Here is an 18,989-nt window from a genome sequence, read left to right as displayed (position 1 = left end):
CCGGGGGGCTCGCTTCCGTGCTGACGTTGCTTTCTCTCCAATATCCTCTTCTCTCATCAGGCAATCCCGTTGTTCTTCAGTCCGGCGAGATCCTCGGACTCGGACTGTTTATCGTAGCGTCGATGTTTGTGGTGCTGTCTGCCGCCCGGAGAAGCACTTCGCCCTCGCTTCAACTGCTGCTCAACGAGCAGCAGTTGATGATCCGGGAACTACAACAGCAAAACGAAAGGCTGCGCGTCGAAAAGACTGAACGCAGCGAGGCGGCAATAAAGGCGCAAGGAGCTGAACAGGAGATCCGGCAGACCGTCGATGCGGTGCCGGCACTGATCGCGCGGTATCGCGCCGACGGATTCATGGATTTCCGCAACAAGAACTGGCGGGAGTTTACGGGCCTTTCGCAGGACAATTCCGAAGGCCGCCGTTGGGGTAGCGCGCTACATCCGGATGATGAAGAGATGGTCGCACGCGAGTGGCGCGAACACATCGCGACAGGAGAACCGTTTGAGCTGGAGCAACGGCTGCGAAGAGCCGATGGAGAGTACAGGTGGTACCGGGTTCGCCGCGTACCGCTACGGAGCGAGACGGGTGAGGTGATCAAATGGTATGCTATCGCATTCGATGTCGACGAAAGAAAGCGAACCGAGGACGCGCTGCGCGAGAGCGAAGCTGACCTGGCCAAAGCCAGACATGAGCTTCAATTGATCATCGACACCGTGCCTGTATTGGTACTTCGCCACCGGGCTGACGGTATAATCGATTATGTCAATGCAGTCGGACGCACATACAGCGGACTGACAACAACGAAGTGGACCACTCGCACCAGCATCATTACTCATCCTGATGACGTTCCACGACTCGAAGCTGCCTGGGATGTCGCGCTTGTCACAGGTGAACCTTTCGAGTCGGAACTTCGCCTTCGAAGAGCCGATGGCGAATACCGCTGGTTCGTTACACGCCGTGTGCCATTGCGGAGGAACGGAGAGGTTATCGCCTGGTATGCCGCAACCTACGACATCGAAGACCGCAAACGGGCCGAGAACGAACTGATCGAGAGCGAGCGGCGATTTCGCGAGGCTCAAATGGAGCTGGCGCACGCGAGCCGCGTGGCCACCATGGGCCAGTTCACGGCGTCGATCGCCCACGAGCTCAACCAACCTCTCGCCGCCCTGCTTACGAATGCCGAAACCGCGCTGCGCTGGCTTTCCTACGAGCCACCCAATTTGGAAAAGGCCAAGCCGTCGATCGAACGTGCTATCAGCGACGGCAAACGGGCCGCCGATACTTTGAGTCGAATTCGGGATTTTTCCAAGAAGGCGCCGGTGCGGATGGAAAGCGTGCAAGTCAACGAAGCAATCTTGGATGTTATGGGGCTGACGCATGCCGCGATGTCAGACAACGGCGTTTTGGCGAAGACGCAACTGGCAAAGGAACTCCCACGCATTCTGGGGGACAGAATCCAATTGCAACAGGTGGTTCTGAACTTGATTATGAACGCGATCGAAGCAATGACCGAGCTCGCGACGGGGTCACGCGAGTTGTCGATCAGCACGAGCACTGAGGCGGATGGCGTACTCGTCGCGATACGCGACTCCGGTCCGGGACTGCCTCCAGCGGGCTTCGCACGTATCTTCGAGGCCTTCTACACGACCAAATCCAGCGGTTTGGGGATGGGGTTGTCGATCTGCCGCTCGATCGTCGAAGCGCATGGCGGCCGGCTCTGGGCAACCCCGAACGAACCTCACGGCGCAGTCTTCTGCATGATGCTGCCGATCGGGGAACAATCGCTTGAGAACCTCGGTGGATAGCTATCCTGCCAAGTCCGGGCGCCGCCAACAACGACCTGAGACACGTACTCGACAATTTCATCGCATTGTTTCAACCCGCCCGTGCCGCATGGCCTCAAACGGGAACCAAGTGCGACGCTCCGCTTCATCGATCCGGTTTTGCAGTAGACCACATGGCCGTATTTGTCGCCGACGCCTTGTGTTCCGCGCATCGCTACCATGACATGTCTGCTTTCATCTCGGAGTTCGGCGAGCATGTCCATCAGGGTAATGAACTCTGCGTCGTTCTCCTGGATCTTGCAAGCGACCGATATCCTCTATCGAAACTGCGTGGCCGCAATAAACGTTCCGTCAGCGGGTCACGGACAGGCTCTCCTGCTCGGCGAATGCGCGATCAACCTCGTCGCGCAACAGCGAGGTCAATTCGACGCGCAACGCAAGCAGGGCCGGCGACGTCAGATCCCGCGGTCGCGGCAAATCGATCGACACAACCGCTTTGATGCGGCCGGGGCGCGCGGTAAATACGACGACCCGGTCGGCGAGCGCGATAGCCTCATCGATATGATGGGTGACAAACAAAACAGAGGCCTTGCTGACATCCCAAACATCGAGCAGGAAACCCTGCATCTTGACGCGGGTCTGGACGTCGAGGGCAGCGAACGGTTCGTCCATCAGGAGGACTTTGGGCTGCATAGCGAGCGCGCGCGCCACGGCGACGCGCTGACGCATTCCGCCAGAGAGTTCGTCGGGACGCTTTTCGAACGCATCGGAAAGCCCCACCCGCTCCAGCACCTGACGGGCTGTCTCTTTACGTGTTTCGGTCGGCACGCCACACAGGGAAAGACCGAAACTGACGTTCTGCCAAACATTTAACCAAGGGAAGAGAGATGTCTCCTGAAAGATCAGACTGCGCTCTGGCGCAGGTCCGTTGACGGGTTCGCTGTGCGAATTGATTACCCCCGAAGTCGGCTTCTCAAGCCCGGCGATGAGATAGAGCAGCGTGCTTTTGCCACAACCGGAGGGGCCCAGTAGAACCACGAATTCGCCGGTTTCGATCTCGAGATCAATGTCGATCAACGCCTCCTGGGCCCGCTTGCTTCCCGCATTCCAAATCTTGCCGACGCCGACGCAGCTCACGGCGCTGGCTAAGCCATTCAGTCGAGGCGCGTCAGCCACTGCCCAACCCTCCGTGCCCCTTCGGAACCCAAAACAGCACACGCCGCTGCAGCAGCCGCAGGCCAAAGTCGAAGGTGAAGCCGAGCAAACCGATGATGACCATGGTCAAGTAGACGAGACCCGGGTTGAACGTGTTGCGCGCCATCGAGATGATCTGCCCGAGCCCGTAACCGACGCCGATTGCCTCGGCGACCAGCACCACCATCCAGGCGGCGAACAAATTGAGACGAAGCACCACGAGCAAGCCTGGTAGGATCGCCGGGAGAATCACGCGTGTGTAGATCTGCCGCTTGCTGGCGCCCATCGTGCGCGCGACATCGATATAGTTACGATTGACCGAATCGATCTGCGTGATGGTGGCGAGCGTCATCGTGAAGAACAGGGCAATGAACACCATGAAAATCGCCGGTCCGTTGCCGATGCCGAACAGGAAGATCGCCACCGGCAACCAGGCGACCGGAGAGACCGGAGCGAGAAGCGTCACCATCGGCAGCACCAGCTTGCCGATGAGGCCATGATAGCGGATCAAGATCCCCACGCAGAGGCTCGTGATCGCCGCGATGGCGAGGCCCGCGAGCACCCGCAGCGTCGACGACGCGATGGTGATGATGACGGCCATCTGGGGCGTCGGCCCAGAATTGGGATCAACGCCGATCTCCCAACGTTTGGCGGTGTTGAAATTTTTCGCTTGCCCGGCGAAGTCGCCGAGGAAGATGTGCGGAGGCGGCAGCAAGCGCTGATCGACGAGGCCGATATACCACAGGAGTTCCCATAAACCGGCGAACAGCCCGACCGATAGCAGGCCCCAACCCAATTTTGGCCCATGCTGACCGATGAATTCGAACGTCTGACCGAACAAGGAAGTGGCGAAGCCCGGAGCGTCGGCCACTTTCGGGTCGCCGCCGTTCTTGACGCTGCCCACTGTCATGCAGCTCAAGCCGATTTGTATTTGAGCTTGGCGTAGACGTCGGGAACTTCGGCGATTGCTGCCTCAAGATAGCTCCAGTCGATCGCATCTTTGCCCGGCTTCTTCTTGATGTAGCCCAGCGCCATGACCGAATCTACACGGTTCAGGATGAAGTCCGTCTGTGCTCTCTGATCGACCTTCGCCAGCTGAGCCTTTCCACCGATCCGGGCATTTTCGAGCGAGGTCTTGTAGTAGGTGCCGACGAGCTCCGCGAGCAGTCCCTCGCGATCCTGCTCCCAGAGCAGCTGCGCCTTCAGCAACGCCTTGATCAGCGCCTGGACGCTCTTGGGGTCCTTCGCAAGTAGAGCGTTGCTCGCGGCGAGCACGCAGTCCGTATATTGTGGCCCATAGATGTCGACGCCATCGGACAGCAGGACCGAACCCTTCACGTCGCTGAGGAGGGCCGAGCCATAGGGCTCGATGGTAGAGGCGATATCGATCGAACCGGCCTTGAATGCGGCGACCATGTCACCGATCGAGTCCATATAGCGGACCGTCACGTCCTTGTATGCGACGCCGTTCTTCTTCAGCCAATCGTAGGGCAGCACTTCGAGCGTGTTGTTCTGGAAGGTTCCGAGCGTCTTGCCCTTGAGTTTGGCGGGCATGTCGAGCCCCGGCTGAGCGACGAGGTAGATGCCTTGGACGCCGCCGCCGGCAACGATCGTAACCGGCGCACCGGCGTCATAGAGAGCCATGAAGTTTGTGTAGGGCAGCACGCTGACGTCTACCTGCCCCGTGCCGAGGAACGTAACCTGCTCGGCGAAGGAAGGGCTATTGACGAATTGGAGCGTCAGTCCATCGTCCCTTGCAAGTTGGCGTGCATGCGCGATAAAGAACGCGACGTTGCAAAAGCCGTCGCCGTGGGCCGCCTTGACGGTCGCGGCTGCACGGGCCGATCTGGGAAGGCCCATCATCCCACCCGCCATCGTGATTGTTCCCAGCGCGCTCGCTTTCAGGAACGATCGTCGGTTCAACGCGGTCATCGCGGGAATTGCCAGGCCTAGGCCGCCATGACAATCACACATGAAGCCTCTCCTTTTGCAGTTCACCCTCACGCGTGACGCCGGTTGGAGGCGCTATCAAACGGCAGAGTGTCCTGCTGCGGCGGCTTCCGGCCGAAACCGTTGTTCAGTCTAGAACATAATTCAGGACAAGCCACTTCGAAAGTCAAATGGGCTACGCGTGCTCCAATCAGACCAGTAACCCTCATAGCGAAGCTGGCTCCGAAGCGAATAACCTTTATAGAACACTTGGTTAGCGGCGAAGCCGGAGATGGCTGCTGGCACGACTGGCTGCTGCACGTTTCGCAACTCCGAATTTGAGTTCGGCCCCTACGACGCACATAGCTTCCAAGCGCGCATGCGACAGTGCTAACCTTGAGCCTACCGAGGACCGATGCAAAGAGGCGTCGGCGAGCCAAGATGACGTCCGTACTGTCTGCGGTGATCTGTCGTGCATAGCTGGGCGCCGCTGCCGGCTGAAAGGCGAGGCCTGCGAGTGGGATCATCTTCTCGGTTCAGCGCGAACGGAATGGGTAGCCTTGAGATTTTATGGGAGGATGGCGAACTCGTCCTCGCGCGAGGGTGGCGGGAGGGCGAAGGAGGTGGGAAGGATGTACTGATCGTACTCCCGGCCTCGGAACAACCAACGCAGACTATTCTCGATCGCATTGTCCACGAATACTCCTTCAAGGATGAGCTTGACAGCACGTGGGCCGTACGGCCGCTCGAGCTCACGCGAGATCGCGGCGGCAAGATCATTCTGGTGCTCGAGGATCCTGGCGGCGAGTTGCTCGGTGGGCTCCTCGGCACGCCAATGGAGGTAGGACTCTTCCTGCGCCTCGCAGTTGGCGTGGCCGCAGCCCTCGGCAAGGTGCACCAGCACCGCCTCATCCACAAAGACATCAAGCCTGCCAACATTCTGGTGAACACTGCAAGTGACGAGGTACGGCTTACCGGATTCGGAATCGCGTCGCGACTTACGCGCGAGAGACAATCGGTCCAACCGCCAGAGTTCATTGGCGGAACACTTGCCTACATGGCGCCAGAGCAAACAGGCAGGATGAATCGCTCGATCGATTCGCGCACTGACATATACTCGCTCGGAGTGACACTCTACGAGATGCTGACCGGGAGTCTTCCCTTTACGGCCTCCGATCCGATGGAATGGATACATTGCCATATTGCACGACAGGCTCGTGCGCCGAGTGAACGAGCAACCGGAATTCCTGATGTGCTTTCGTCGATCGTGATGAAGCTTCTCGCGAAGACTGCGGAGGAACGTTATCAGACCGCGGGGGGCATCGAGAGCGACCTGCGTCGGTGTCTTAGGGAATGGCAGCTATACGGCGTGATAGAACCATTCGCACTGGCCGCGCACGACACGTCGGACCAATTGCTCATTCCAGAGCAGCTCTACGGCCGCGAGCGCGAGATCGCTACCCTACTCGCCTCGTTTGATCGGGTCGTGGCCCAAGGGGCGCCAGAACTCGTATTGATATCCGGCTATGCCGGCGTCGGAAAATCCTCGCTGGTAAACGAGCTGCATAAGGTCCTTGTCGCGCCGCGCGGACTTTTCGCGGCAGGCAAGTTCGACCAATACAAGCGCGATATCCCATACGCGACACTGGCACAGGCCTTCCAGGCCCTGGTTCGCAAGATCCTCGCCAAGAGCGAAGCAGAACTCGGCCGCTGGCGGGAGACTTTACTCCATGCACTTCAGCCCCACGGCGACCTCATCGTCGACCTCGTTCCGGAGTTGAAACTGATCATTGGGGAGCAGGAGCCGATCGCTGAGCTGCCGGCGCCCGACGCCCGGCGACGCTTTCATTTAGTGTTGCGGCGCTTCATCGGTGTATTCGCGCGCCCCGAACATCCGCTCGCCCTGTTTCTCGACGACCTCCAATGGCTCGATACGGCAACTTTGGACCTGCTCGAGGATCTCCTTACCCAGGAGAGCGTCCCGCACCTGCTTCTCATCGGCGCCTATCGCGACAACGAGATCGATGCCTCCCATCCGCTGATACGTAAACTCGGCTCGATCAAGGCGGCCGGCACGTCGTCCATCGAGGAAATCACGCTAGGCGCGCTCGATGCTCAGCATGTTTCGCGGTTGATCGCTGAGGCGCTGCGCTGTGAGACGGATCGGGTGGCGAATTTAGCTCAGCTTATTCTGCAAAAAACCGATGGCAATCCGTTTTTCATCAATCAGTTTCTGTCGACGTTAACGGATGAAGGTCTGATCGCATTCGATTCGGTGCATTCGCGCTGGTCGTGGGACCTCAAGCGGATCCGGGAGAAGGGTTACACGGACAATGTCGCTGACTTGATGATCGGAAAACTCGTCCGGCTTCCTATTGCAACCCAGCTGGCGCTCCAACAACTGGCCTGTCTCGGTAACATCGCAACTACCGCCATGTTAGCTATCGTTCACGACGCCACCGAGCAGGAGCTGCACGCCAGTCTCGTCGAGGCACGTCGGCAGGATTTGGTCGATTTTCTCGAGAGTTCCTACCGGTTTGCCCACGATCGCGTCCACGAGGCTGCTTATGCGCTGATCCCGATTGAGCGGCGCGCCGCCGCACACCTAAGGATCGGCAGGATGTTGGTCGCGCATACGCCTCCAGGCAAGCTGGACGAGGCCGTCTTCGAAATTGTCAACCAACTCAACCGGGCGTCGTCGTTGGTGACGGCACCGGAAGAGCGCGAGCAGCTGGCTGAGTTCAATCTCATGGCCGGCAAGCGCGCCCAGGCCTCCTGCGCCTATGCATCTGCATTGAATTACCTGACCATCGGCGCCGCGTTACTGTCCGGGGACGGCCGGCAGGATCGTCGCGAACTCAGCTTTGGTCTAGAGCTGGCCAGGGCGCATTGCGAGTTCGCGTCCGGAACGATCGCCGAAGCCGAAAAGCGCTTGCGCAGTCTTTCCATTCGTGCCGTCACGACAGCAGAGCGCGTAGCGGTGGCCTGCCTGCAAGTCGATCTTTACCAGGGAATCGATCGTAGCGATGAGGCGGTCGCCGTAGGTTTGCGTTCGTTACGACAGCTGGGCGTCGACTTGCCGGAACGTCCGACGGAAGCTGATGCGCGACGCGCCTACGATGGAATCTGGACCCGGTTAGGCGCCCGTGCGATCGAGGATCTCATCAATCTGCCACTCATGAGCGATCCCGATTCGCTGGCCGCTGTGGATCTTTTGACCAGAGTTGCGATCCCCGGGCATTACTTTGACTCCTGGCACCTGTTCGCATTGGCTGTTTGCACGGCTGTTAGCATAGGACTCGAGCGAGGTCACAGTGATGCATCTTGTATCGCCTACGCGCAGCTGGGCACTTTGGCAACCTACTTCGGCCAGTTCGACGCTGGTTACCGTTTCGGATGGTTGGGGTGCGAGTTGGTTGAGCGACCGGGATTGCAGCGATTTCAAGCCAGGACATTCGAGACATTCGGCTTCGGCGTGCCCTGGACCCAACATGTCCGAAAGGGGCGCGAGTTACTGATACGTGGCTTCGACCTCGCCAGCCGGACAGGTGAAATCAGCTTTGCAGGATACGCTTGCGGCCAGCTCACTACAAACTATCTGATGGCTGGCGACCCTTTGATCGAAGCCCAGGAGCAGGCTGAACATGGGCTCGCCTTTATCCGCAAAGTCGGCTTCGGAACGATCGAAGGCTGGATTCTCGGTCAACTTGGTCTCATCCGGAGCCTGCGGGGACTGACTACCCGTCTTGGCTCGTTTGACGACGCTGTGTTCCGTGAAAGTGATCTTGAGTATGATCTGGCCGGCAAGCCGGCTCTCGCACTGCCAGAATGTTGGTACTACATCCGCAAGCTGCAAGCACGTTTCCTCGCGGGCGAATATCTGGACGCATTGCAGGCGGCCTCAAGGGCGCAGCCGCTGGTCGGGGGCACCCTGTCTCTTTTGGAGGTCGTTGAGTACCACTTCTACGATGCGCTTTGCCATGCGGCAGTTTATGAATCCGCTTCCTCTGACGACCGCAAATATCATCGCGGGAGGCTGACGGATCACCTGGAGAAGCTCGACACCTGGGGAATCCATTGCCCCGAGAATTTTGCCAACCGGGCGGCACTCGTCGGAGCCGAGGTGGCCCGGATCGATGGGCGAGACGCCGATGCCATGCGCCTGTACGAGCAAGCCATTCGCTCGGCCCGCGAGCATGGGCTCGTACAAAATGAAGCTCTGGCCTATGAGGTGGCTGCCCGCTTCTGCAGCGCGCGCGGTTTCGGGACATTCGCGGACTCCTATCTTCGCAAGGCCAGGGACTGCTATTTTCGCTGGGGGGCCGAGGGCAAGGTGCGACAGCTCGATAGATTCTATCCACATTTGGCCGCTCCGGAGGAGCAGCGTCCCGTCCCGATCATTGCCCCCCCAAGCCAGCAGCTGGATGTCGCAAGCATCGTCAAGGCGTCTCAGGCGGTGTCCAGCGAGATTGAGTTGCCGAAGCTGATCGAGCGGCTAATGACGATCGCGCTCGAGAATGCCGGCGCGGATCGCGGCCTTTTAATACTGGCCACAGGCGATGAATATCTGATCCAGGCCGAGGCGCGAACGACCAGCGATCAGGTTGAAGTCACAATGCGCCAGGAGCCGATCACCGGGATTGCGTGTCCCGAATCCCTGGTCCGCTACGTGATCCGCACGCGGGAAAGCATAATTCTCAATGATGCCTCCAAATCCAACCTGTTCTCCGGCGACGACTATCTACGCGACGGACAATCGAAATCGATCCTCTGCCTGCCGCTGATCAAGCAGCAGGAGTTAGCCGGGATTCTCCTCCTCGAAAACGCGCTGACGTCCCACGCGTTCACACCGGCTCGGATCGCGGTCCTGGAATTGCTGGCGGCGCAAGCAGCGATCTCGCTGGAGAACACGCGCCTTTATAGCGATCTTCAAGAGCGGGAGGCGAAGGTCCGACGCCTCGTCGATTCCAATATCGTCGGGATATGCATTTTCGATGTTGACCGCCGCATCGTGGAAGCCAACGACGCGTTTCTTAGTATCGTGGGATATAGCCGCGATGACGTCATTTCCGGCCGTCTGAGCTTTCCTGGCTTGACACCTCCCGAATGGGCCGGGACCGACGAACGGATCTTGGCAGAGTTGGCCTCCACCGGTACCTGCCGACCCTACGAGAAAGATTTGTTTCGAGAAGACGGCAGCCGCGTGCCGGTGCTTGTGGCCGGAGCGACGTACGGCGAACGCCGACACCAGGGCGTCGCTTTCGTTGTCGACCTAACCGAACGAAAGCGCGCCGAGGCAGAGCTGGCGCACGCGAACCGCGTCGCGACAATGGGCCAACTTACGGCCTCGATCGCCCACGAGGTCAACCAACCTGTCGCTGCACTGCTTACGAATGCTGAAACCGCTCTGCGCTGGCTCGCCCATCAACCGCCCAATTTGGAAAAGGCCAAGCCGTTGATCGACCGCATTGTCAGCGACGGCAAGCGAACCGCTGACATTGTGAGCCGAATTCGTGATTTTTCCAAAAAAGCGCCGGCGCAAAAGGGTAATCTAGAAATTAATGAGGCGATTCTGGAAATTATGAGACTGACCCGTGCCGCGATGTCAGAGCACAGCGTTTCGGCTGAGATGCAGCTGTCAGAGACGCTGCCGCACACTTTGGGGGACAAGGTTCAACTGCAGCAGGTGGTCCTCAACTTGGTCATGAACGCTATTGAAGCGATGAGCGAGGTGACGGAGGGGAGACGCGAGTTGCTGATCAAGACCGATGAGGTCAAATCGGGGGGCGTGCTTGTCGCGGTAAGCGATACGGGACCGGGGCTGTCTCAAACCAATCCTGAGCGAATGTTCGATCCGTTTTTTACAACCAAGCCCAGCGGCTTGGGCATGGGATTGCCGATCTGCCGCTCGATTATCGAAGCGCATGGCGGCCGGCTCTGGGCAATGCCGAACGAACCGCGCGGCGCAGTCTTCTACATGATGCTGCCCATCGGGGAATAATCATTGAGAAGCTAGGCGGATAGGATCCTGCCAAATCTACCCCCTGCACAACTCAACGCACTCGCTCTTTCGGCCGGATCGAAGTTATTCATTAGCGCCCGCAAGAATGCGCGATCCTACAGTCGAGCCACTCGGCTCGCAGGCCCCTGCCGCCGGCGGCACAACAGGGAAGTCAGCTCTCTTCCACGATTTCATAGACGGCGGTTATGACAATTTCAACCGTCCCCGTGCCGCGTGGCCTCAAACAGGAACCAGGTGCGTCGCTCGGCTTCATCGATCCAATTTTCCAGTAGACTCGTGGTAGCCGCGTCGCCGTACTCGTCGCACACGCCGTGTGTTTCTCTCATGGCTGCGGTGATCTGTCTGTTGTCGTCTCGGAGCTCGGCGAGCATGTCCATCGGGGTAACGAAACCTGCGTCGTTGTCCAGGATACGTTGCAAGCGGCCGATATGCCCGATCGAACGCAATGTCGTCCCTCCGACCTTGCGCACGCGTTCGGCGATGGCGTCGGTCGTAGCGAAGATCTGGTCACCCTGCTCGTCGAGGAGAAGGTGACGATCGCGAAAGTGCGGTCCGGACACGTGCCAATGAAAATTCTTGGTCTTCAGATACAAGCCGAACACATCGGCAAGCAGGATGTTCAAGGCACCCGAGATATCTCGGATCGCATCCGGCGTCAGATCTGTAGGTGTCTTGAGCAAAGCGGTCTTTCGCGCTTGGGCTTCTCGAATACTCATTGACTTCCTCCCTTTAGCCGATAGTTCCTGATGACCTCAGGATCAGGATCAATTCCAGGACCTTGCCCTCAGGCGTGGCGATGCCGCGGATCGTCGCGCAAGTCGTGATATTCAAGACCAAGCGGGCCGATCGCCGCTACCTGCGTGACGTATTCGCCGGACTTCGCCCAATGGAAATGCCAGGTTTCTCCCGGCAGAACGACGACGCTTCCCGGCGGATAGGCTTGCACGTTTTCGGTGTCGAAGATCTCACCGAGCCCGATATAGAAAACACCGGACATAACCGTGTAGATTCGATCTTCCGGGTGCTTGTGCGGCATCAGCTTTGTGTCGGTCGGCAACTTCACTCTGACCACATAAGGACCGGGATCCGCCGGGTGGCCAACCATGATCGCCAAACGAGCTCCGGCCGGAAACGCCGGGAACGGCTTCCAGTCGATATCCTCGGGCAAGATCGCCTTGAACTTGGCCTGATCAGGCTGATGTTTCAGGGTCATCGCCGCTCTCCTTTCCGTGACGACCGAAAGCCTGCAGTCACTGGATCAATTTCGTATCCAGTGTGATCGCCGCGTTGAGAACCTTGGACACCGGACAGCTCTTCTCCGCCTCGCCCGCGAGCCGCGCAAACGCAGCGTCATCGAGATTTGGCACATTGCCCCGCAATGTCAGCGCGGATCGACTGATGCGGAACCCCTTACCGTCCGCCTCGAGCGTCACCGCTGCTTCGGTGCTGAGTTCCGTCGGCGTGAAGCCAGCGCTCTGCAGCACGAATGCCAACGACATCGTGAAGCACCCGGCATGTGCTGCTGCGATAAGCTCCTCCGGGTTCGTCCCCTTCTCGTTCTCGAAACGTGTCTTGAAGGAATAGGCCGTCTCGGCCAGCACTCCGGATTCGCTGGATAAGTAGCCCCTTCCGGCACGGCCGCTCCCGCTCCAAACCGCTTTTGCTTTGCGAATCACGTCGCTCCTCCTTGCTTGTTCTGACTGGTTTGCCTCAAACCGGTTGCTTGAGCGCGTTGACATCGATCGGCATTTTGCGCAGCCGCTTTCCCGTGGCGGCAAAGATCGCATTCGCGATTGCAGGAACGATGCCTGAAGTGCCGGCCTCGCCCATTCCACCCGGCGGTTCAGCGCTCTTGACGACGTGTACCTCGATCGCGGGCGCCTCGTTGATGCGCAATATCTGGTATGTGCCGAAATTCGTCTGTTCGACACGGCCGTTCTTGAGCGTGATCTCGCCATAGAGCGCCGCGGTCACGCCAAAATTCACGCCGCTCTGGATCTGCGCCTGGACCGTGTCGGGATTGACCACGGTGCCGCAATCCATCGCACAGACCACACGATGGACCCGAACCGAGCCGTCCTTTGCAACCTCGACCTCAGCCACCTGGGCGAGGTAGCTGCCGAACACGTGTTGCAGGGCAATGCCGCGTCCATGCCCCTTGGGCAATACCGAGCCCCAGCCGGCTTTCTCTGCTGCCAGATCAAGCACGGCCTTCGCTCGCGGATTGTGGTCGAGCAACATACGACGATAGGTCACCGCATCCTGCCTCGCGGCTGCCGCCAATTCATCGATGAAGCTCTCGCTGACGAAGACGTTGTGCGAAGGACCGACGCTGCGCCAGAACGCGGTCCGGATGCCCGGCGGCTCGGCGCGCACATATTCGACATGGAAGTTCGGAAGCGCATAGACCAGATCGATCGCGCCCTCCGTCGTATCGGGATCGAGGCCATCCTTGAAGGCCGGCGGCAGCCACCGGGCGATCACGGAAGAACCTGCGAAGCGATTGCGCCAGGCGATCGGCTTGCCATCCTTGTCGAGACCGGCCGCGATGCGGTCGACCCAATAGGGCCGGTACATGTCCTGCTGGATGTCTTCCTCGCGCGTCCACACCACCTTCACGGGACCATCGACCTGCTTGGCAATCTCGACGGCGCGAACCGCGCCGTCGGCTTCGAGGCGCCGACCGAAGCCGCCGCCGATGAGATGATTGTGGACGATCACCTTCTCGACCGGCAGACCGGCGGCCTTCGCCGCCATCGCCTGGACCCGTGCAATCGCCTGGGTGCCGACCCAGATCTCACATTCACTGCCTCGAAAATGAACCGTGCAATTCATCGGCTCCATCGTTGCGTGGGCCAGGAAAGGCAACTGATAGCTCGCCTCGACCCTGGTTGCGGCATTCGCAATGGCTTGATCGGCATTACCAATACTTTGCGCGACCGAACCCGGCCTAAGGATCGCCTGCTCGAGGTCGCGTGCGACGTCCTGGGTACTCAGCCCGCTATGGGCGCCCTCATCCCATTCGATCTTGAGCGCTTCCAGGCCCTTTTTCGCAGCACCCATATGATCAGCCACGACGGCAACGGCATCCTCGAGCCGAACGATCTGGCGCACCCCTTTGACCGCCTTGGCGGCGGAGTCATCCAGGCTCCTCAACCGGCCGCCAAAGACGGGCGATTGGGCCAGCGTCGCGATTTTCACACCGGGCGGGCGAGCATCAATGCCGTAAAGGACGGAGCCGTTGACCTTGCCCGAGGCGTCCAGACGTTTCGCCGGCGTGCCGATCAGCTTGAACTCTTCGGGCTTCTTCAGCACCACATTGGTCGGCACCGCGATGTGCGCGGCATCTGCGGCGAGCTCGCCATATTTCAGGCGCCGCCCGCTCGGCGTGTGGACCACCTCGCCTGTTTCGGCATGGCAGGAACCGGCATCGACGCCCCAGCGCCCTGCGGCGGTCGCGATCAGCATGATCCGTGCAGCCGCGCCCGCTTCGCGGAGCGGCTTCCACGCGCCACGAATCGCGTTCGAATTGCCGGTCGCCTGCACGCCCAACAACGGATTGGCGTAGAGCTTTTCGTTCGGCGGAGCGTGTTCTATCCGAACCTGCTTAAGGCCGACTTCAAGCTCCTCCGCGATCAGCATCGGGATCGAGGTGTAGGTCCCCTGCCCCATCTCGACATAGGGCATGGTCAGCACGATCTCCCCGTCGGTGCCGATACGGATGAAGGCGTTTGGTGCGAAGCTATCGTTACCGACGGCCTTGCCTTGGCCGAATGGCAGGCTCACGCTAAGCACCAGGCCGCTGCCGGCAACGGCGCTGTTGATCAGGAAGTTGCGACGAGATAGGTCGGCGTACGTGCGCGACGCGCTGCGATCGAAAGCCATCTTCAACCCTCCTTCGTCTGCGATTGCGCGGCGAGCTTGATCGCCTCGCGGATCCGGACATAGGTGCCGCAGCGGCAGATATTGCCGCTCATGGCGTCGTCGATGTCCGTATCCGTTGGATGTCGCTTGTCGGTGAGCAGTGCCGAGGCCGACATGATCTGGCCGGACTGGCAGTATCCGCACTGCGCGACCTCATGGTCGAGCCAGGCCTTCTGGATCTTCGCACCGACCACTGTCGCACCTATCGCCTCAATCGTTGTGATCTTGGAGTCACCAACGCTGTCGATCGTCGTGATGCAGGAGCGGACGGCGGAGCCGTCGAGATGCACGGTGCAGGCGCCGCACAGCGCCATGCCGCAGCCGAACTTCGTGCCGGTCATGCCGAGCACGTCGCGCAGAACCCACAGTAGCGGCGTGTCACCATCAACGTCGACGCTCTGCGGAGTTCCGTTAATGTTGATCGTAAAACCCATGATGCCGCTCCTTGTGTTCCGGACACGACCGCCGCTCCGACATCGACGCTGGTTCGTCGAACCCCGCGGCGATCCACTCAGCCGCCGAGTTGCCCGACGTGGAAGCCCAGTCGATTCTCGACGTCGCCGGCACGGTGGAAGCCGCGTGCCATCAGCGCCTTGATCCTGCTCTGGCTCGCGGGACGGCCGAGGGAGGCCAAGAACGCGTCCCACTCAGGCCGAATTTCCAGGTCCGCCGGCAGGCTTGCGACGTCGACGAGACGCTTGGTCTCAGCGATCGCCTCTTTATCGAACGACGCAATCCGCATCGCGAGCGCTTCGACGAACGCGTCGAGTTCGGCGTCCGGCAACGACCGATTGACGTAGCCGTACCGTTCGGCGAGGTCGCCGGGGATATCATCGGCGCCAAGCAACACTTCGAGTGCGCGGCCTCTGCCCATCAGACGCGGCAATCGGGCCATCGGGCCGCCGCCGGGCACAAGGCCGGCACCGACCTCCCATTGCGATAGGATCGCCTTCTCGCGGCTCGCGAAGCGCATGTCGCTCGCCAACGCAAGCTCACTGCCGACCCCGGTGGCGCGGCCCCGGATCGAGGCGATGGATACGACCGGCGCACGGCTGAGACGGACAAGCATGTCAGGGAGCGCCTGGAGCCCGGTTGGTCCCGGCGGGATGCTCATTGACTCTTCAAGGGGCGCGAGAAAGTCGTAATGCGTGATGAAGAAACCATCGACGGCACTGTCGAACACGACGACCTTGACCTCCGGATCGGCCTCGATCGTGGTGATGACGTCGTTGAGTAGCGGAAGATGCTTCGGGCCGAAGATATTCACCGGCGGCATGTCGAAGGTAACCCGCCAGTATGACGGCAGACGGCGCTCCAGTTGAATTTTCCCGGTGGTAAAAGTTCGTTCGGGTCGGTTCATGATATGCACTCCTGTTGTCTGTTTGGAGGAAAGGACACGCGCTTACGCAGAGGTCCGTTCGACTCAGATCGATTGACGTAGCGGCTTGAAGGCCGTGCGCATCTCGGCGCAAAACAGCTCAGGCTGTTCCCAGGCCGCGAAGTGCCCGCCCTTGTCGAGCTTGTTGTAATGGATGAGGTTGGGGTACGCCCGCTCTGCCCAGCTTCTCGGGGCCGCATAGATTTCATCCGGGAAGGCGCTCACAGCGACAGGGATCGTGACCCCCCGAACGTCAAAGAAGCCTCCTCCCGTCGAAATTTTCGCGGTGTCCCAGTAGAGCCGAGCCGAGGAGATCGCGGTGTTCGTCAACCAGTAGAGCGTGATGTTGTCGAGGATGTCGTCCCTGGTCAGCCCTTCCGGCATTCCATCGAAGACGCGTGAGATCATACCGTAACTGCGGATATCGTGATCCAGCATCCACGCGGCGAGACCGATCGGCGAATCCGCGATTCCGTAAAGCGTCTGCGGCCGATTGGACATTTCCTGGGCGTAGGCCAGGCCATGCTTGTAGAAATCATCGAGTTGATCCCAGGCCTGCTTTTCGTCAGCCGAGAGGCCGGCAGGCGGCGGGCCTCCAGCCGAAAGAGCCTTTGAAACATCGGCTGGAACCGTAGCCGCCATATTGGTGTGAATGCCCAACAATCCCGTGGGCTGCTGCAGCGCCATGATCTCCGAGACGGCATTCCCCCAATCCCCGCCCTGCGCCACGTAACGTGTGTAGCCAAGCCGTTCCATCAAGGTCGCCCACGCACGAGCGATGCTGACGGGTGTCCATCCGGGCGCAGTCGGCTTACCCGAGAAGCCGTGGCCGGGCAGCGAGGGGATGACCAGATGGAACGCGTCCGACGCGCTCGCGCCGTGCGATGTGGGATTGGTCAACGGATCGATGATCTTCATCTGCTCGATAATCGAGCCCGGCCAGCCGTGAGTCACGATCATCGGCAGCGCATTGTCATGTTTCGAGCGGACGTGAATGAAATGAATATCAAGCCCGTCGATTTCCGTCACGAACTGCGGCAAGGCCTTGAGCCGTGCTTCCACCTTCCGCCAGTCGTAATCCGTTCGCCAATGCTGCGCGACTTGCTGAATCGTCCTCAATTGCACGCCTTGGGACGGATCGGTAACCGTTTCGCGGTCCGGCCACCGGGCCATCGTCACCCGTTCGCGCAGGTTCGCGAGCGCGTCTTTGGGGACGTCGATGTCGAACGCGCGAACAGCGCCACTTTTCGCTGCCGGAGCCGAATGCGGCGAGAACAGGCTCGCCGCACTCGCTGACACCATGCCCATTGCGGCGGTGCCGAGGAACTGACGACGATCCTGGTAACGCACGAAATGTACGGTCGCCTGGCTCGGGGGATCGGGAAGATGTACCATGTCACTTACTCCTGATGCGAATCGAGTGATCAGCTCCTGCTGACGTCGATGACAGCTTGCGCAAAGGCGGCCGGGGACTCCTGAGGCAGATTGTGACCGACCCCACCCTTCACGAGGCGATGTGCATACTTGCCGGAGAACTTTTTGGCGTAAGCCACGGGGTCCGGATGCGGCGCGCCGTTCTCGTCACCCTCGAGCGTAATGGTCGGTACGCCGACCTGCGGCGCGGCCGCCAGTTTCGCTTCAAGCTCGTCCAGGCTTGGATCGCCTTGCGCCAATCCGAGGCGCCATCGATAGTTATGGATCACGATATCGACGTGATCCGAATTGTCGAAAGCCGCCGCGCTGCGAGCGAATGTCGCATCATCAAACTGCCACTTCGGAGATGCCAGCTTCCAGATCAACTCGGCGAACTCGCGCCGGTATTTATTGTACCCCTCGCGACCGCGCTCCGTCGCAAAATAGTACTGATACCACCACTGAAGCTCCGCCTTCGGAGGCAGCGGCGTCTTCCCCGCCTGCTGGCTTCCAATGAGATAGCCGCTCACGGACACCAGGCCCTTGACGCGATCGGGCCACAATGCGGCAACGATATCGGCGGTACGGGCGCCCCAATCGAAGCCGGCGATGGTCGCCTTCTTGATATTGAGTGCGTCCATCAAGGCAATTGTGTCGACGGCCAGGGCGGACGGCTGCCCCGACCTCGGAGTTGCGCTCGACAGGAAGGTCGTCGAGCCGTAGCCACGCGCATAGGGAACAATGACATGAAAACCAGCTGCGGCCAGCCGCGGCGTTACCTCACCGAAGCTGTGGATGTCATAAGGCCAGCCATGCAGCAGAATCACCGGCGGTCCGTCGACAGGACCCGCCTCAACGTATCCGACGTCAAGCACGCCAGCATAGATCTGCTTTAGCGAAGTAAAGGAACCTGTCCCCTCGAATTGGGCGAACTGGATTGGCGCGTCGAGCACCAGCCCCGCATCGGCAACTTGAACTGGGATAAATTGCGTCGCCGCCAACGCGCCCGTGGCCACCTCAAGAAATCGCCGCCGGCCGAAGAAATTCAAGCGGGCTTTTTCAGACATGTGCATCACCCTATCTTTTGGCCCCTTGGTATCGCACCAACTCGCGTTAGATCCGACCGGCGCTCCACAAACGATGTCCGCCCGCCCCGTTCCGAACCATTCAACGTTGGGAAGATGCCGCTCATATCAATGTATGAGTGATTGGCGCTCAGTGTATGAGTGAGTTCCGCGCCGTCGATCCGCTAAGGACAACGTCACTCGTTCTCGCGAGTTTTCGAGACGGCAAATGACCTGCGAAGGGGCGAGATGCGCCTGAGCATCCTTCGGTGCCAAGTGGC

The 18,989-nt window shown here is 60.0% G+C and carries 13 protein-coding genes; 2 read left to right on the top strand and 11 right to left on the bottom strand.

Annotated features, from left to right (window positions below; all coding sequences use genetic code 11):
- The first annotated feature begins 17 nt into the window (after positions 1 to 17).
- Positions 18 to 1,805: a PAS domain-containing sensor histidine kinase gene (locus AC0L20_RS34140; protein WP_473294863.1), complete on the top strand. Its 1,788-nt coding sequence runs from the start codon at positions 18 to 20 to the stop codon at positions 1,803 to 1,805.
- 330 nt (positions 1,806 to 2,135) lie between these two features.
- Here AC0L20_RS34140 and AC0L20_RS34135 read toward each other — a convergent pair whose 3' ends face one another.
- The 3 genes from AC0L20_RS34135 to AC0L20_RS34125 are packed head-to-tail and all read right to left on the bottom strand — an operon-like array spanning position 2,136 to position 4,952.
- On the bottom strand, positions 2,136 to 2,960 hold the full coding sequence (locus AC0L20_RS34135) for an ABC transporter ATP-binding protein (RefSeq protein WP_473294862.1): 825 nt from the start codon (positions 2,958 to 2,960) through the stop codon (positions 2,136 to 2,138).
- Positions 2,953 to 3,888, bottom strand: coding sequence for an ABC transporter permease (locus AC0L20_RS34130; protein WP_473294861.1), 936 nt, complete (start codon positions 3,886 to 3,888; stop codon positions 2,953 to 2,955). The genes AC0L20_RS34135 and AC0L20_RS34130 overlap by 8 nt, the downstream gene beginning before the upstream one ends.
- Positions 3,889 to 3,893: 5 nt before the next feature.
- Positions 3,894 to 4,952 carry an ABC transporter substrate-binding protein gene (locus tag AC0L20_RS34125; protein WP_473294860.1) on the bottom strand — a complete coding sequence of 353 codons (1,059 nt, stop codon included), beginning with the start codon at positions 4,950 to 4,952 and terminating at the stop codon, positions 3,894 to 3,896.
- 505 nt (positions 4,953 to 5,457) lie between these two features.
- Between AC0L20_RS34125 and AC0L20_RS34120 the strand changes: the two genes are divergently transcribed.
- Complete coding sequence (locus AC0L20_RS34120; protein ID WP_473294859.1) at positions 5,458 to 10,908, top strand: AAA family ATPase; 5,451 nt, start codon at positions 5,458 to 5,460, stop codon at positions 10,906 to 10,908.
- A 215-nt stretch (positions 10,909 to 11,123) separates the two neighbouring features.
- On the opposite strand, the gene AC0L20_RS34115 is transcribed toward AC0L20_RS34120, so the two are convergent.
- The 8 genes from AC0L20_RS34115 to AC0L20_RS34080 form a co-directional block, all read right to left on the bottom strand.
- Positions 11,124 to 11,645: a Dps family protein gene (locus tag AC0L20_RS34115; RefSeq protein ID WP_473294858.1), complete on the bottom strand. Its 522-nt coding sequence runs from the start codon at positions 11,643 to 11,645 to the stop codon at positions 11,124 to 11,126.
- Between the two features lie 68 nt (positions 11,646 to 11,713).
- Positions 11,714 to 12,142, bottom strand: a complete 429-nt coding sequence (locus tag AC0L20_RS34110) for a cupin domain-containing protein (protein ID WP_473294857.1) — start codon at positions 12,140 to 12,142, stop codon at positions 11,714 to 11,716.
- A 37-nt stretch (positions 12,143 to 12,179) separates the two neighbouring features.
- Positions 12,180 to 12,605, bottom strand: a complete 426-nt coding sequence (locus AC0L20_RS34105; RefSeq protein WP_085350980.1) for an OsmC family protein — start codon at positions 12,603 to 12,605, stop codon at positions 12,180 to 12,182.
- 34 nt (positions 12,606 to 12,639) lie between these two features.
- Positions 12,640 to 14,814, bottom strand: coding sequence for a xanthine dehydrogenase family protein molybdopterin-binding subunit (locus AC0L20_RS34100; RefSeq protein ID WP_473294856.1), 2,175 nt, complete (start codon positions 14,812 to 14,814; stop codon positions 12,640 to 12,642).
- Positions 14,815 to 14,816: 2 nt separating this feature from the next.
- Positions 14,817 to 15,287 carry a (2Fe-2S)-binding protein gene (locus AC0L20_RS34095; protein WP_085350978.1) on the bottom strand — a complete coding sequence of 157 codons (471 nt, stop codon included), beginning with the start codon at positions 15,285 to 15,287 and terminating at the stop codon, positions 14,817 to 14,819.
- Positions 15,288 to 15,364: 77 nt separating this feature from the next.
- Positions 15,365 to 16,213, bottom strand: coding sequence for an enoyl-CoA hydratase/isomerase family protein (locus tag AC0L20_RS34090; RefSeq protein WP_085350977.1), 849 nt, complete (start codon positions 16,211 to 16,213; stop codon positions 15,365 to 15,367).
- Positions 16,214 to 16,276: 63 nt separating this feature from the next.
- Entirely contained in the window at positions 16,277 to 17,626 is a 1,350-nt protein-coding gene (locus AC0L20_RS34085) for an epoxide hydrolase family protein (RefSeq protein WP_473294855.1), read from the bottom strand.
- 29 nt (positions 17,627 to 17,655) lie between these two features.
- On the bottom strand, positions 17,656 to 18,711 hold the full coding sequence (locus tag AC0L20_RS34080) for an alpha/beta fold hydrolase (protein ID WP_473294854.1): 1,056 nt from the start codon (positions 18,709 to 18,711) through the stop codon (positions 17,656 to 17,658).
- Between the last annotated feature and the right edge of the window lie 278 nt (positions 18,712 to 18,989).

The sequence above is a fragment of the Bradyrhizobium sp. Kon58 genome, assembly GCF_055807455.1.
Note: the sequence above shows the minus strand (reverse complement) of the source record. Positions and strands in the feature narration are given on the sequence as shown.

Coding starts and splice junctions, on each gene's coding strand:
- AC0L20_RS34130 (WP_473294861.1), bottom strand. CDS start 3,888: ATGACAGTGGGCAGCGTCAAGAACGGCGGCGACCCGAAAGTGGCCGAC.
- AC0L20_RS34125 (WP_473294860.1), bottom strand. CDS start 4,952: ATGTGTGATTGTCATGGCGGCCTAGGCCTGGCAATTCCCGCGATGACC.
- AC0L20_RS34120 (WP_473294859.1), top strand. CDS start 5,458: ATGGGTAGCCTTGAGATTTTATGGGAGGATGGCGAACTCGTCCTCGCG.
- AC0L20_RS34115 (WP_473294858.1), bottom strand. CDS start 11,645: ATGAGTATTCGAGAAGCCCAAGCGCGAAAGACCGCTTTGCTCAAGACA.
- AC0L20_RS34110 (WP_473294857.1), bottom strand. CDS start 12,142: ATGACCCTGAAACATCAGCCTGATCAGGCCAAGTTCAAGGCGATCTTG.
- AC0L20_RS34100 (WP_473294856.1), bottom strand. CDS start 14,814: ATGGCTTTCGATCGCAGCGCGTCGCGCACGTACGCCGACCTATCTCGT.
- AC0L20_RS34095 (WP_085350978.1), bottom strand. CDS start 15,287: ATGGGTTTTACGATCAACATTAACGGAACTCCGCAGAGCGTCGACGTT.
- AC0L20_RS34090 (WP_085350977.1), bottom strand. CDS start 16,213: ATGAACCGACCCGAACGAACTTTTACCACCGGGAAAATTCAACTGGAG.
- AC0L20_RS34085 (WP_473294855.1), bottom strand. CDS start 17,626: ATGGTACATCTTCCCGATCCCCCGAGCCAGGCGACCGTACATTTCGTG.
- AC0L20_RS34080 (WP_473294854.1), bottom strand. CDS start 18,711: ATGTCTGAAAAAGCCCGCTTGAATTTCTTCGGCCGGCGGCGATTTCTT.